The organism is Pseudomonas sp. HPB0071 (assembly GCF_000478505.2).
Lineage (GTDB): Bacteria > Pseudomonadota > Gammaproteobacteria > Pseudomonadales > Pseudomonadaceae > Chryseomonas > Chryseomonas luteola.
Genome location: NZ_KI517367.1, coordinates 3,200,110 through 3,215,714, shown reverse-complemented (window position 1 = coordinate 3,215,714; position 15,605 = coordinate 3,200,110). Strand labels below are relative to the sequence as shown.

The following is a 15,605-nucleotide window of genomic DNA, read 5'->3' as shown; positions in this document are numbered from 1 at the left end:
AACATCTGTTCCAATCTTTCCATGAGTGGGCCGATCCTGCTTTTATAAAGAGGCCTTTCCGGTCTTTTTTCACCAAAGGTCCTATTGGTGAATAAAACGTTCTTGTCTGAATATGAAATGCTTATCCAGTTGTAGCCAATTAATATGAATTTGCCAGTTGAAACGTAACCAGTTTTTGCGGCAGGCGCTACCTTTTTAATGGGAAGTGCATGCCAGAGCACTTGTGTAAATACGCTACACAATTGCTCAAAGTTCTCATTTTTCTTTTACCAACAGATACCTTATCGTTTTCAAACTCGACCGACGGTGCCGCCACTCATCGTATTTCGACAAGAGCGGGTTCACTCGCTGCGCTACATGCCGATAATCCGGAAGTTCCCTTCGAGCGAGAGTATTTTTCTCTTGCTGACGTTTCGCCTCACCGGAATCGCCATGAAGAAATCCTTTTTTAGTAAGCATCGTTTCACTGTTATTCCCGCGCTGGCCTTGGCTGCAGTAATTGCTGGCAGTATCGGTTATTGGAGCCTGACGTCTAGTCAGGCAACTGTCAGCACAGCAGCCCCCGGCTCGGTTCAAGCGATGCTTGATACGGTCCGCACGGCACCACAACCGTGGACAGACCATCCGCAGGACTTGTCCGTTCTGGTCAACGACATGCGCAGCAACGCCATTGCAGGTGCTGTGATTGGCGAAAAAGCGGTGTATATCACTACCACGGCCAATGCTCACTACACGGTAGCCGATCCTTCTGGCCGGGTCGGCGATCTGGTTTTGCGTGACTACTCGAACCGTGGCGAGACCTTGTTCCCGGTTGCGACTTTTGCCGAATCGGCTGAGCGCAGTCCGGTCATGGAAAGCCTGTTGGCCAACCTGCCCACCTATCTGCTGCTGCTTCTGCTGGCCGTACCGCTGGCGTTCCGCGCTATGAGCCCGTTCAAGATCCAGCGCAAGGGAACGAATGTTTCCTTCGAGGATGTCGTTGGGGCCCATGAAGCCAAGCGTGCACTGGAGGACATCACTACCTGCCTGCGTAACCCTGCCGCCTTCTCGGCACTGGGCGCACGCCCGCCAAAGGGTGTCTTGCTGACTGGTGAGCCGGGCACAGGAAAAACTCAGCTGGCCAAAGCACTGGCTACGGAATGCAACGCGCATTTCATCCAGGTGACGGGCAGTGATTTCTCCTCGATGTTCTTCGGAGTGGGCATTCAGAAAGTGAAGTCCCTGTTCCGTACAGCGCGCAAGAAGGCACCGTGCATCATCTTCATCGACGAGATCGACGGTATTGGCAAGCGTGCCGAGCAGTCCCGCTCAAGCGACGCGGAAGCCAACCGCATCATCAACCAGTTCCTGACCGAGATGGATGGCTTCGATGGTTCCAGCGGCGTGCTTGTCCTGGGTGCGACCAACTTTGCCAACTCGCTGGATCCGGCACTGGTGCGTGAAGGCCGCTTCGACCGGACCATTGCGGTCGGTCTGCCAACCCTGGAAGACCGTATCGAGCTGTTCCGCCTGTACGCCAAGAAAATTCAGGTGCAGGGTGACCTGGATTTCGAGGCCCTCTCCCGTAACACCGTTGGCCTGACACCTGCAGCCATTGCCTACATTGCCAACCATGCGGCGCTGCTGGCAGCACGTGAGAACTGCACTCAGGTCAGCATGAGCCACTTTGTGGATGCGATCGAGACCTGCCGTATCGGTGAGCAGCCTACTGCTGTCACGCCGCTGAGCGATACCGAGCGGACCCGTATTGCCGTACACGAAGCCGGCCATGCCCTGGTAGCAGCGGCGCTCAACACTGGGCGTGTCGAGAAGGTGACCATCCTGCCCCGTGGTCAGGCCTTGGGTGTGACACTGGTAACACCGGTAGAAGACAAGCGTCTGCATCTGGAGTCTGAACTCAAGGCTCGTATCCAGATGCTGCTCGCCGGCCGCTGTGCCGAACAGATCTACTTCCATGAAGTATCTTCGGGCGCGGCCCAGGACCTGCAGGAAGCCTCCAAGCTGGCCCTGTCGATGGTGGGTTCATTGGGTATGGGACCGAAAGGTTCGCTGATCAGCATTCAGGCACTGCGTGATGCCGGCATTGAATACGATGCAAATACGTCCATCGAGGCCGCAGATGAGCTCTTACATCGCCTGAACGATCAATGCATGGCCCTGTTGCAGCGCCTGCGTCCGGCCTTGGACAGCATTACCCAAGGCCTGCTCGAGCACGAGACGATCCCGGGCGAGGATGTCATGCAGGCTCTGGCTGCCCATGGCGGTAGCGAGGCAGTCAAGGCCCTCAATCGCGCCATCAAGGCCGATCCCGAGCGTGCCCAGAACGCAGCCATGAGCGGTTGGACGCTGGATTAATTTCCGCCGCAGCTCTTGCTGACCCCCAAAGCCCGTGGTGAACACCGCGGGCTTTTTTATTGGGAAAAATCTGCAATTTCTTACCGTAGAAAGCAAAACCGTCTGCCTTTCGCCGATAGTCTGAATTGACAAAGTAACAAAGGAACGTTACATAATATTTCCAGTTGTATGACGACGTATAACACAACAATCATAACAAGTGGATATGTAGCGCTATGGCCCTCGCAGCGATTACACCTATTCGAAACCGTGTGGCACCGACTACTTATCGCGCAGAGGTAAACCCGCCTGCTAGCGCGGTTGTAAGCCTGTTGACAGGTCTACATGTGTCACGCTTGCTTGGCATCACCTGCAGGTCCGGCGTCAAATCAAAGTCATCATACATCCACCTCTCGAAGCCATCGTGCCTCATGCACGTTTCCTCCGATTCACATCATTTCGTTATTCGTTGGCCGTGTTTAGGCCCCTCTATGGCGATATCACGCCGAACGCTTCGAGCCCGTTGCTCGCCTTGTGTGTCCTGTTTCGAACGCAGCATTTGACTGCGCATTGCGGCGTTTCAACGCTTTAGCCCTGCCCTGCAGCACAGCTCAACCATTAAGAACAATTAAAGGTGTGTCATGAAAATAAAAGGAATCCGCTGGTGGATGGTCGCCCTTGTCACGGGCGGTCTGATCGTCAACTACCTGGCCCGTAATACCTTGTCGGTGGCAGCGCCCACCATGATGAAAGAGCTCGATTTTGGCGCCGAAGAGTATTCTCACATCGTAATCGCCTGGCAGCTCTGCTATGCCTTCATGCAGCCTATTGCAGGTTATCTGCTGGATGCCATCGGTACCAAGTTAGGCTTTGCGATTTTCGCTATTGCCTGGTCAGTGGCGTGCGCAGCAGCGGCCATGGCCAACGGTTGGCAAGGGCTTGCGTTTTTCCGGGGCCTACTGGGGCTGACAGAAGCGGCCGGTATCCCCGCAGGGGTAAAGGCTACCTCCGAGTGGTTCCCAGCCAAGGAACGCTCGGTCGCCATTGGCTGGTTCAACATCGGCTCATCGATAGGCGCCCTGCTGGCACCGCCGCTGGTGGTCTGGGCCATCCTGCAGAGCGGCTGGGAGCTGGCGTTCCTGATCGTGGGCGTGCTCGGCATTGTATGGAGCGCCCTCTGGCTGGTGTTCTACAAACATCCGCGTCAGCAGCAACTGCTGTCCGACACCGAGCGGGACTATATTCTTTCGGGCCAGGAAGCCCAGCACAAGGATGAGACGCCTGCCAAAGCCAATTGGAAAAAGATTCTGACCAGCCGTAACTTCTTCGCCATTGGAGCGGCGCGCGTTCTGTCCGAGCCGGCCTGGCAGACCTTCAACGCCTGGATTCCGCTGTACATGATGACCGAACGTCACATGAACATTAAGGAAGTGGCTCTGTTTGCCTGGCTTCCCTTCCTGGCGGCAGACATCGGTTGCGTGCTGGGCGGTTACATGAGCCCCTTCTTCCACAAGCACCTCAAGGTCTCGCTGTTCACCTCGCGCAAGATCGTACTGATGCTGGGTGCCTTCTGCATGATCGCACCAGCCTGTACTGGCCTTGTGGCGAGCCCGTACACCGCGATTGCCCTGCTCTGCATCGGTGGCTTTGCCCATCAGACGCTTTCAGGAGCGCTGTACTCGGTGACTGCTGACGCATTCGGCAAGAATGAAGTGGCGACGGCTACCGGCATGGGCGGCATGTTCGGCTACCTGGGCGCCGCGGCGTTCACGTTTGTCTTCGGCGTGCTGGTGACCAAGGTAGGCTACAGCCCACTGTTTATCGTGCTAGCCATTTTCGACATCGTGGCGGCGTTGATCGTCTGGAACGTGGCAACCGACCGCTCTCACCTGACCGACACGCAGCCGGCTAATGCGAACCAGACACTCACTGGCGCCGAACCAGCCAAGAGCTGAGCCTGCTCCTGAATGGAAAAGCGCGGCCTGTGCCGCGCTTTTTTATACCTCTCGTTCCTGAAACACCGACTCCCCCTCAAGGGAAATCAGGTTCAGTTCAAGGTCCGCCCGCTCTGCCCACTGCTCATCGATCTCGGCTTTGACGGACACACCCAACGCACGGAAATCGTTGACCTGCTTGACCAGGTTGCCCTGCCCGCTAACGAGCTGCCCGCAGGCCTTGTGATAAGCCTCCTGGGCTTTTTCCAGGCTCTTGCCAATACCGTCCATGCTTCCCAGAAAGGTCCGTAGCTTGTCGTATACCCTGCTGGCACGGTCAGCCAGTTCGGCGGTGTGCCGGCTCTGGTCTTCGAAGCGCCAGAGCTGCCGGACAATATTGAGGCTGGTTAGCAGAGTGGTCGGGGTTGCGACCAGCACATTCTGTTCGATGGCCCGCTGGAATAAGGTCTCGTCTGCCTTGAGGGCCTCGACAAATGCCGACTCGATGGGTACGAACATGAAAACCATCTCGGGTGCATTGAGTCCCGGCAGCTTGAAATACTCACGATCCGATAGCTCGCGGATGCGCTCTCCTACCGCGCGCACATGTTCTGCCAGAGCGATCCGGCGCTCGGCCTCATCTTCACAATTGATGTAGCGGGTATAGGCGTTGAGCGAGACCTTGGCATCAATGATGAGGTGCTTGTTCTGGGGCAGATACACCAGGACGTCCGGCCGACGACGACCTGTCTCGGTGGTAAAGCTGACCTCACGCATGAAATCGGTGCCCTGACGCAAACCGGAGCGCTCCAGCACGTTTTCAAGAATCAGCTCACCCCAGTTGCCTTGGGCTTTCTTCTGGCCTTTCAAAGCGGTCGCCAGCTCATGGGCCTCCTGCGTGATCTGCCGATTAAGCTCTTTCAGATCGAACAGCTGCTGTGCCAGAGCGGCCTGCTGCTGGGTGTCCTTGTGGTGAATATCTTCAACTTTGGTGCGGAAGGCATCAATCTGCTCGCGAAACGGCTTGAGCAACGCATCCAGCGACTGCTGGCTGTGCTGGGAAAAGGTCTGCCCCTTCGCCTCGAAGATCTGGCTGGCCAGTTGCTCGAACTCCGCCTTGAGTTGCTCGCGGCTTTCCTTCAGGAGCTGAGTCTGCTCAAGGAAATGCTGTTCTTTTTGCTCAAGCGTGGTCCGCAAGGTGGCATGGTCTTCCACCAGTTGGGCGTGCCGTGTCTGTATCTCCCGGAGCATCTGCTGCTCACGGGCCTGCTGGGTGCGCTGCTCGGCAAGCTGTTGCTGCAGGCCGTCCAGCTGCGCGCGCGCCGCTTCAGCCGCGGCACGGTAATCTGACATCTCCAGCTGCGCCTGACGCGTCTGACCACGCAGCTCCGTCTCGCTTTGCCGGAGCATCTCGATCTGCTCTTTCAGCTGCTTTATGCGGTCACGCTCGGCATTCAGCTCAACCGCCTGCCGACTGTTGGCCACTTCCAACCGCTGGGCCTCACTGCGCTCTGCCTCGATCAGTTCCTGGGTTTCCTGAAGGCGCGCCTGCAAACCTTGCTGCTGTCTGACCAGCAACGCTGCCGTGACGCCCCACCCCAGCAGAGCCGCCAGCGGCAACACCAGGGAGATCAGGTTCAGCGAATTCATAGCCAGCCTCACAACGGATACATCAAAGCTCGCACCTTATGTAAGCCGGATGAGCCCGTCCAGTGCCTACGGCCCAGTTTTAGCGCGAAAGGATTATTTGTAGAGCAGCCTGGTAGCATTTGTACCGCCAGCCGCCACGTCAGCGATAACTCCCAAGCCTGCCCCACCCAACCTGCAACGCATACAGATTGGGTAAGGCGCTCCACGCCGAGGCCAAGGCCGATACGTTTTACATGTGAACGGGCTTACATCAGCATCAACCCACTCAAGCGCCTGACCCGGCGGGACACCGCCTCTTCAAAAACGCCTGTTTTGGATTCGATCAAGCTGAACCAGTCCCGGGCCCGGGTAACGCCGGTGTAGATCAGCTCCTTGGTCAGCACTGGGCTGATCGTATCCGGCAGGATCAGCGCCGTGTGAGCAAACTCGGAGCCCTGGGATTTGTGCACCGTCATGGCAAACACGGTTTCAACAGCGGACAGTCGGCTCGGCAGGATAAAGCGCAGGCCACCGGTGCCGTCGTTACGCGGAAAGGCCACACGAATTGCCTTGCCGGAGCGATTGGCCGGTTCAGGCATACACAGAGCAATGCCAATATCCCCGTTCATGAGGTTCAGGCTATAGTCATTCTTGGTCACGAGTACCGGGCGGCCCTCGTACCAGCCCTGGTCCTGACTAATAAGCTCTGCATTAAGCAATGCTTTGGCAATCCGCTGGTTAAGGCCCTCTACTCCCCACGGCCCTTTACGGACCGCACAGAGCAGCTGGAACTCATCGAAGGCATCCAGCACAGCCTTGGCCCAGGCTTCCCAGACAGGATCATCCATAGGCAGGTCGTAACTGGGGCGAAGCGCCTGCATCACGCGCAGATAATGCCGGTAGCCATGAGGTCCTTTGGGTGAATGACCTTCCAGCACCAGCTTCTCCAGCGCCCTGTCTTCGGCATCGCGCAGCCGCAGGCAGAACAGGTCATCGTAGGTCTTTTTGACCAGCAGCTCACGTGCACCGCTGGCCTCCTGAAGATTTACCCGGCGCGCCAGCTGGCCGATACCACTGCTGGAATTGAATCGGCGGGAATGGCGCAGCATAACCACCTGCTGTGCCAGAGCATGTTGTTCATGATGGCCATCCTCCAGTGCCTCCTCACTCAGGCATTCGCCACAGATTTCCTCCAGCCACGCCCGAGTTTCCGGGGTGTAATAGCCCAGCTCGGCATCACGGCACAGATCGCCCAGAACGGCGCCTGCCTCGACAGAGGCCAGCTGATCCTTATCGCCCAACAGGATCAGCCGCGCGTGCTGCGGAATTGCGTCGAGCAGGCAGGCCATCATCTCCAGATCGATCATGGACGCTTCATCCACGACCAGCACATCCAGCGGCAGCGGGTTGCTGACGTGATGGCGGAAATGACGGGTATCCGGGCGGCTGCCAAGCAGCCGGTGCACCGTAGTAACGTCCACGGGAATATGCGGACGCACGGCCTCGCTTACACCCAATGACTGGACCTGTCGCCCAATGGACTCGGTCAGCCGGGCGGCAGCCTTGCCTGTTGGCGCCGCCAGGCGGATACGCATGGGCGTTCCCTTCTCGACAGCCGGAGCCTGAAGCAGCGCAAGAAGCCGGACAACTGTAGTGGTCTTGCCGGTACCCGGACCGCCGGTGATGATGCTGAACGCGCCTCGCGCCGCCAGGGCACAGGCCAGCTTCTGCCAGTCGGTCACGTTCTTGCCATCGATCAATGGACGCTCGGGAAACAGCGCAGCCAAGCGTGTGCAAAGGTCATCCGGCACAGACCCCAGGCCGGAGAGACGCAGCCGCAGGCATTCGCTGACACGGCGCTCATAACTCCAGTAACGGCGCAGGTACAACCGCTGGCCATCGAGCACCAGCGGACAGTCATCCACCTGACCGATGGCCACGATCGGGCTTTTCTCCAGCGCACTCAGCCAGTGCGCTACGTTGAAAGCTGTCAGTACCTCGGAAGGCAGCAGCACCGGTTGCCTGTCTTCATCGCCCTCCGGTGGCAGCGATAATGCCATGTCCGGGTTGCCCAAGGTTTCGGCGAGATCCAGACACACATGCCCATGGCCCAGCTGATGGCTGGTCAGCGCTGCTGCCAGCATCACGCTCGGGTGGCTCTGTCCGTCCAGCTCAAAAAGAAAGGATACAAAAGCGCGGTCCAGCGGCCTCAGCCAGCCGCGCTCCATCCAACGATCCAGCAGCAAAAATAGGTCTGCCATGCGTTCAAGCGGCCGAAAATCTGATACCTGAGGTGTCGCGGCAGTCCTGTTTGGACCAGCATCGGCTGACGCAGGCTCGTCGGCAAAAGCCGTATCGAATAAGGAAAGCTGTTCTTGAGTCATGCGTATTCCCCGGTCAGTTGAGAACTTCCCTGAAAGCACAGGTCGAGCTCTTCGATCAGCTCACGTGGCGGCCGAGTAAAGAACACGCCCTTGCTGGCAGCACGACTGCCCCGCAGGAAAAGATAAAGAGCACCGCCCATGTGACGGTCGTAATCGTAGTCTGGAAGACGCGCCTTGAGCTGGCGATGCAGCGCCAGCAGATAAATGACGTACTGAAGGTCATAGCGATGCTCTAGCACAGCGCCCGCCATGGCCTCCTGGGTATAAGCGGCATCATCGGCGCCCAACCAGTTGGACTTGTAGTCCGCTACGTAATAGCGACCCTCATGCTCGAACGTCAGGTCAACGAACCCTTTAAACATGCCGTTAAGCAGGCTTCGCTCAACCGAGGGGCGTGGCTTGCCTGGCATGACGTAGCGACGCACCCGCTGATCGAGGGCCTCCGCCTCCAGCCGATGGGTAGAGAACCAGAACTCCATTTCGATCTGGTAGTGCGTGAGCTGGGCCAGCGTCACAGACGAGCCCGGTGAACCGAGCGGTAGACGCCTTGTCAGCAGCTCTTTCAGCCAATCGCTCAGGGTAGCAATCCAGCCTTCCCAGCCGCGCCGGTTGCAACGGCGTGCCACAGTGTCTTCGATCAGCTCGGACTGTTCGGCTATGTTCGCAAAACCCTCATTACCCGCCCACTCCAGCAGACCGTGCAAAAACGTTCCCGGACCCGGACCGCGGGGGAACCGATGCAGGTCGACTCCGCTGCTAGCTGTGGCGGGCTGGGCGTCATCGTCCAGGCGGTCATCGTCGAACAGTTTTTGTGCTTCCGGGCTTTCGGGTGACAGGTCGGTATGCAGAACGGCGGTCTCTGCCTCGTCAGTCAGCTCGCCGATGCGCAACGCACTATAAGAGGCAATCCACCAGTGCTCCGCGACTACGCGCCGTGGCTGGCAGGCCTTGAGCTCAGGCCGCACCTCTTCGCGAGGCGCGAAGCGTGCAGTGGTGATTTCCGGCAGCGGCCCCACCGAGATGGCCGGCAGTTTACCTGTCATCTCTTCCAACATGCCCGCCAACACACCCGAGGACGACAGCACCTCTCCTCCGGTCGTGAGATATCCCAGGGCGCAGCGGTGGAAAGCCGACTCCTTGCTCTGCCCGCGCTTAAGGTCAGCCACGCCCATCCAGCAGGCGTGTTGTGCACGCGTCAGGGCAACGTACAGCAAGCGCAGATCCTCGGCCAGACGCTCTTCATCTGCGGCTATGATCACCTCGGCATCCGGCGTCAGGGTCATCTTGGGTGTGCCGTCGAGGTCGTGATAACGCACCGGAATACGGCTGCCGTCCACTGGACGGAACGAGCAGATAAAGGGCAGGAAGACCAGTGGATACTCCAAGCCTTTGGACTTGTGAATGGTAACAACCTTGACCAGTGCCTCATCGCTTTCCAGGCGCAGGATCTGCTCCTCGGCGGTATGGCCTTCGGTGAGGTGCTCCGCCAGATAGCGAATCAGGGCCTGCTCACCATCCAGCTCGGTCGCCACTTGTTGCAGAAGCTCCGCCAGATGCAGGAGGTTGGTCAGTACACGCTCACCGTCAACCCGTGCCATCAGTGTTTGCGGCAACTGAAAGTCATGCAGAAAACGGCGCAACATGGGTAGCACGCCCTGGGTACGCCAGAGGGTCCGGTAGTGGCGGAACTGCATGACCCGTGACTCCCAGGCGCGCTCATCGTGGTTGAGCCTGTCCAGCTCGGCCAGCGGCAGGTCAAGCGTGATACTGGCCAGCCCGGCACGGAGCACACGATCGACATCCGGCTCGGCGCACGCGCGCAGCCAGGAGAGTAGGCAGTGTGCCTCCTGAGAGTTGAAGACCGAGTCTTTGTCCGACAAATAAACGCTACGTACCCCACGGGCCGCCAGCTGACTGCGAATGGCCTGGGCTTCAATGCCGTCACGCACCAGCACGGCGATATCTGCCGGACGCAGTCCACGCAGGCCTTTTTCCGGGTGCTCGAAACCGGCCTTGTCCTGCTGCCCCAGATTGAGCAGGCGCACAATCTCGCTGGCCGCCACCTGCGCCAGTTGTGCAAGGTAGGCGGTTTTGGAAACCGGCTCGGTCTCGCTGGGGTGCCAGAGGGTGAGCGCCGGGATGCCCTGCCCCTCGGCCACCAAGCGCTCCTTGCGACCTTGCGCCCTGACGGGATGGAACGGCAATGGATTTTCATCGTCCTTGCGGAACAGGAAGGCACCGCGCCCTTCCTCATGCTGCTCGGCCTGCTCGAATACTTGGTTGACGGCAGCCACCATGGCCTCGCTGGAGCGATAGTTGGTATCCAACGTATGCAGGCGTCCTTCGGTGGAATAGCGTGCCTTCAGGTAGGTATAGATGTCCGCGCCGCGAAAGGCATAAATTGCCTGTTTTGGATCGCCAATCAGGAACAGACCGATATCCTGGCGGTTCTCCCCAATACGATAAATTGTCTCGAAGATGCGGTACTGCACCGGATCGGTGTCCTGGAATTCGTCGATCAAGGCCACCGGGAACTGTTCGCGGATCAGTTCGGCCAGACGCTCTCCTGCCCCGTCACTTTGCAGGGCAACGTCCAGACGGGCCAGGAGGTCATCGAAGCCCATTTCCGCACGGCGGCGCTTTTCCAGAATGAAGCGCTGCTTGATCCAGTGCGCGGCGTGTTGCAGGAGTTCAACGTCCGGTTTGGGCAGGCTGTCCAATGCGGCCTTGAGCCGGCTCATTTCTGCCAAGGCCGGATGATCGGGCGCAGAAGCCTTGGTCCAGACCTCGGCAAAGCCCTCGGGTGTGAAACGCTCGAAGCCTTTGCCGATATCAAGCAGCTCAGCGGATTCATCCTGCGCCCAGGCGGTGATCTTTTCGCACCATGGCACGTACCACTGCGCCTTGAGCTTGCGCCCATCTACCACCTTGCGGGCACAGGCATCATCACACAACAGGCGCAGCTCTTCAGCCCAGGCCGCCCAAGGCGCCTTTAGCGCCTTGAGCAGTCCTCGCTTGCGTGTCAGGCACTCATCGATCAGCGTGCCGGGCTCCTGGTCGGCAATACCTTGCGTCTCGCCTACGATCAGCTCGCGTACGGATTCCGCCAATTGGTCAGGGCTGACCCAATGCTCGCGCACCCAGGCCAGCGACTCACCGCTCAGGGTATAACAGAACCGTCGCCAGTAATCCCGCACCACTTCAGCCAGGAGTTCGCTGTGGTCCGTTTCCAGGGTCTGGTTGAACAGACTGCCACTGTCGAACGCATGCTCGCGCAGCATGCGCTGGCACCAGCTGTGAATGGTGGAAACGGCGGATTCGTCCATCCATTGCGCGGCCATTTCCAGCTTGCGTGCACAGCCAGGCCACTGAGCCTCAGAAAAATCATCCCGTAGCGCTTCGATCAACGCGTCGGGCGCATCGATCTCGCCACGAAAATAGCGGGCGGCCTCGAACAGGCGCGCACGGATTCGGTCACGCAGCTCACGCGTGGCGGCGTCGGTAAAGGTCACGACCAGAATTTGTGGTGGCAGCAGCTCGCGGCCAAAGCCGGTTTCTTCGCCGCCATGCCCAAGAATCAGGCGTACGTACAAGGCGGAAATGGTAAAGGTCTTGCCGGTGCCAGCGCTCGCCTCGATCAGCTGGCTACCGCGCAAGGGAAAGCGCAACGCAAGCGGCCGGTCCTGTTGTGCAGTCATGCGGCGGCTCCTTGTGCTGGCTGCTCATACCAACCTGCCTCGAACATTGGACGATACAAGGCATTACACCAACCCTCGAACTCCTCGCTGGCGGTCAGCCTAGCGAAGTCCGGGTATTGACGCATCAAGGCTGGGCTTTCAGCTCGCTCGCCCAGGCTGTTTACACCATCACCTTCATAGGATTTACGAGCCGCCATTTGGGCCTTGGCGGGGTCCTGCTCGGCATTGAGCCAGGCAAACGCCGTTTTTACCGCGACCGGCAGTGGACAACACATGCCACGCCGCCAAGCGAGCAAAAGATCACGTAGCGCAGCGGCTGCCTGGGCGGTTTCCAGCGGAGCGAGCATTAGAGTCTCATCGGTGGCCACCAAGGCCGTCGTAAGCGGCACGCCACAGGCTGAGGCCGTCAGGTGCACGATCCACGGTCGGATCAGCCGATACCATTTACGTGTCTTGGCCGAACCGATTTCATTCGGAACAGGTGTAATTGCAATCAGGCTGCCATCCGAGCGGCGACGTAACCGCTCAAGCCAACCCTCCAGGCGTAGACCCTTGTGCTCGAAGCTGAGCGGCTGTGCACCTGCCACCTCTTCCGGCCACGCCACCAGCAGGCCGGTATGGCGTTCAAGCAAGTCAGGCAGTGGCTGGATTAGCTCTTGCTGCATCAGCTCACCAAAGCCTGCCAGTGGCAAGAGACCGCTGCGCTGCAACCGCTGCCCCTGGGCACGCAGCGCCTCTTCGGCGCGTTCCGGTGCCTTCAAGGCGGCATCAAGCAGGCTTTCGCTCAAGGCATACCGGGTCAGGCCGTCGAGTACAAAGGGTTCCTTGTCCTGGGTCGGAATGGCAATTTCTTCGAAATGCACCTTGAGCCGCTGGGAGAAGAAATGTCGCACCGGATGGCGCAGAAAATCCTGTAGCTGATTCAGGCTCAGCGGCTCGTCCTGCTCATGGGGCGGAAGCATGGGTTCCTGGCCTCGCGGCGGCTGCTTGTCGTGCACGGCAAGCCACTCGCGGGCATAGCTGAAAAAGCCCGGCTCGCCCTGAAAATAGCGGATGCTAAAGGGCTGTAGCGGATGCTCCTGAGTCAACGCCTCAAGCAAGCGCTCGCCCTCCTTACCCTTTTCCTTATCAGGACCCTCATCTATCAACGTCCAACCTGCGGCCAAATGATCACGCAACTGGCCTAGCAGAACGGAGGCCGGTCGCTCACTGTTGTCGCGAATGCTACGGCCAATCCAGCTGATATAGAGCTGATCACGGGCAGACAGCAGTGCTTCCAATAGCAGGTAGCGGTCGTCTTCACGGCGGGAGCGATCGCCGGGGCGATAGTCCTTGCCCATCAGGTCAAAGTCAAACGGCGGCTGGGCGCGTGGATAATCGCCATCGTTCATACCCAGGAGGCACACCACCCGGAATGGAATGGCACGCATGGGCATAAGGGTACAGAAATTCACTGCGCCTGCCAGAAAACGCTGGGACAGCTTGCCCTCATCCAACCCGGCGAGCCATGCCTCACGCACCACCGTAAGCGGCAACGTTTCGTCCAACTGGACCGCCTCGCAGGTGTCCAGCCAGTCTTCACGCAGCTGCTCCAGCTGGCCAAGCAAGTACTCGTCACGTTCGCTGGAAGACACGAAGAACGTGCGCAGCACCATTTGCAGACGCTCGCCCCATACTGCAGGAGTGGCAGGCTCGGCCAGCTCGTCATGGGCCTTGTCCAGCGCATCCATCAAGGTAACCAGCGGGCCGACCAGGGCAGCATCCAAGCCACCAATCTCGTCGAACGGCTCGATTTCATCCCGTGCCACGCCCTGCCCCACGGCATACCCCAGCAACATGCGCCGCAGACCGAAACGCCATGTGTTTTGGGTGAGATCATCCGGAAGATCCAGCCGTGCCCGCTGCCGGGCATCCAAACCCCAGCGGATACCGGCACCCTCGATCCAGCGATGCAGGGTCGTCAGGTCGGTGTCATTCAAGCCGAAGCGCTTGCGCAGGGCCGGGACGTCCAGCAGGTCAAGGATCTCGCTCACCGAAAAGCGGCTTTCCGGCAAACGCAGGAGATGTTCCAGTGCAATCAGGAGCGGATCACGACCACGCTGCCCCTGATCCGCTAACGTGAACGGAATGAAGCGCGGATCATGGCTGTCCAGCTGCCCGAACACGGCGCGAATGTGGGGCGCATAGCTGTCGATGTCCGGCACCATGACGATGACGTCCCGCGGACGCAACGTAGGGTCTTCCGAGAAGCGTGCCAGAAGCTGATCGTGGAGTATTTCCACCTCGCGCTGTGGGCTATGAGCAATGTGGAAACGAATGGACTGATCTTTAGTGGGATTGACGGCCGGCCAACGCTCGCGGGTTTCACTCAAGGGGCGCAAATCGAGAATATCGTCCTGCAATTGCGCCAGCATGTGCTGGGGCTCGACCTCTTCAAACAGGTCGATCCGTCCGCCGTTTACATCATGGAACAGGCGACGGTAGCCGTCCGGCTCATCAAAACTATCCAGCAGGTTAATGTAGTCACGCCCCTGCTTGCCCCAGCTGGCCAGTAGTGGGTGGCCATGTTGATGCAGCTCGTCCGGATCAAGCGCAGTGGGCATACCGGGCTTGCGCAGCTGTCGCTTGTACTCATGGCGCAGCAAATCTTTGTCCGCCACGATGTCGCCCCAATGGTGGCGGCACGGGTTGTGAACACAGAGCAATACCTGGCTAAACCGCGCCAGGGCAGCCAAGGCCTCCAAAAGCTGGGCGGGCACCGAGGAAATACCAAATACAACGACCCGCCGCGGCAGGTGCGAAGGGGCTTGTTCCAGCGTATTCATGGTGCTGATGAAGCGTTGATGCACCCCCGCCCGGCTTTCCGCCATGCCGTCATCGCCCACATCCGCCAGCAAGGCACGCCACAGCTCTGCCTGCCATTGGCATATCGGCGGCAGCGGTACGGCGCCATCACGTAGCTTGTTCAGTTGATCCTTGCCATTGGCCCAGTCTTCCAGCCAGTCGGCGCGGTACACCTGATACTGGTCATAGAGATCGGCTAGACGCTCTGCCAATTGGTAGCGCTTGCGCATGTCGCTGTCTTCATCGAGGAAGCGGCGCAGTGAGGCAAAGCTTGGACGTTCAAGCAGGCTGGGCAGCAGCCGCACCAGACGCCAGGTCAGCGGCGTACGATCCAGCGGGGAAGACGCCGGAACGGTATCGCGACCCAAGACCTGTCGGTACACCCGCCATAAGAAAGCCGACGGCAGCTGCACATCAATAGCCGCCGCAATGCCGCAGCCGCCTTCGCCATCCTCCGTCGGGTCTTCAGCCAGGGCCAGCTTGAGCCATTGAGCGATGCCGTTACTCTGCACGAGCACCTGCTCGTTTTCCAAAGGCGCGAGGGGATGATGGCGCATCCAGGCAACAGTCAGATTGCGCAGGTCCTCCAGACGATTGCCGTGAACGACCATAAAACCGGGCGTCAGATGAGCCGCGTCCTGCATGAATAAGCCTCTGGGTAGATCTGGAACTGCAAAAAAGGCGAAGCGTACGGAGATCACGGCTCAAGAGCCAGACCTGTTCAAAGCCACCGGTAAGGTTTTCGTGCTGAATAGCGCTTTCTTGACCTCAGCAATACCGCG

At 59.1% G+C, this 15,605-nt stretch carries 6 protein-coding genes; 2 read left to right on the top strand and 4 right to left on the bottom strand.

From position 1 onward, the window contains the following. Positions 1–432 precede the first annotated feature (432 nt). Positions 433–2,355, top strand: coding sequence for an AAA family ATPase (locus HMPREF1487_RS14990; RefSeq protein ID WP_010797517.1), 1,923 nt, complete (start codon positions 433–435; stop codon positions 2,353–2,355). Positions 2,356–2,975: 620 nt separating this feature from the next. Beyond that, complete coding sequence (locus tag HMPREF1487_RS14985) at positions 2,976–4,289, top strand: MFS transporter (RefSeq protein WP_010797515.1); 1,314 nt, start codon at positions 2,976–2,978, stop codon at positions 4,287–4,289. A gap of 42 nt (positions 4,290–4,331) precedes the next feature. Here HMPREF1487_RS14985 and rmuC read toward each other — a convergent pair whose 3' ends face one another. The 4 genes from rmuC to recC all read right to left on the bottom strand — a co-directional run bounded on the left by rmuC (position 4,332) and on the right by recC (position 15,467). Then, a complete protein-coding gene (gene rmuC / locus HMPREF1487_RS14980) occupies positions 4,332–5,918 on the bottom strand; it encodes a DNA recombination protein RmuC (RefSeq protein WP_010797514.1) in 1,587 nt (528 codons plus the stop codon). Between the two features lie 245 nt (positions 5,919–6,163). Beyond that, complete coding sequence (recD, locus tag HMPREF1487_RS14975; protein ID WP_010797513.1) at positions 6,164–8,281, bottom strand: exodeoxyribonuclease V subunit alpha; 2,118 nt, start codon at positions 8,279–8,281, stop codon at positions 6,164–6,166. After that, the gene (gene recB, locus HMPREF1487_RS14970; protein ID WP_010797512.1) at positions 8,278–11,979 is read right to left on the bottom strand and encodes an exodeoxyribonuclease V subunit beta; all 3,702 of its coding nucleotides are present in this window, start codon (positions 11,977–11,979) and stop codon (positions 8,278–8,280) included. The genes recD and recB overlap by 4 nt, the downstream gene beginning before the upstream one ends. After that, positions 11,976–15,467 carry an exodeoxyribonuclease V subunit gamma gene (gene recC / locus HMPREF1487_RS14965; RefSeq protein ID WP_010797511.1) on the bottom strand — a complete coding sequence of 1,164 codons (3,492 nt, stop codon included), beginning with the start codon at positions 15,465–15,467 and terminating at the stop codon, positions 11,976–11,978. Before recC ends, recB begins: the two co-directional genes overlap by 4 nt. Between the last annotated feature and the right edge of the window lie 138 nt (positions 15,468–15,605).

What these genes read in the sequence shown, in the direction of transcription:
- HMPREF1487_RS14990 (WP_010797517.1), top strand. Translation starts at nt 433, where the DNA reads ATGAAGAAATCCTTTTTTAGTAAGCATCGTTTCACTGTTATTCCCGCG.
- HMPREF1487_RS14985 (WP_010797515.1), top strand. Translation starts at nt 2,976, where the DNA reads ATGAAAATAAAAGGAATCCGCTGGTGGATGGTCGCCCTTGTCACGGGC.
- rmuC (WP_010797514.1), bottom strand. Translation starts at nt 5,918, where the DNA reads ATGAATTCGCTGAACCTGATCTCCCTGGTGTTGCCGCTGGCGGCTCTG.
- recD (WP_010797513.1), bottom strand. Translation starts at nt 8,281, where the DNA reads ATGACTCAAGAACAGCTTTCCTTATTCGATACGGCTTTTGCCGACGAG.
- recB (WP_010797512.1), bottom strand. Translation starts at nt 11,979, where the DNA reads ATGACTGCACAACAGGACCGGCCGCTTGCGTTGCGCTTTCCCTTGCGC.
- recC (WP_010797511.1), bottom strand. Translation starts at nt 15,467, where the DNA reads ATGCAGGACGCGGCTCATCTGACGCCCGGTTTTATGGTCGTTCACGGC.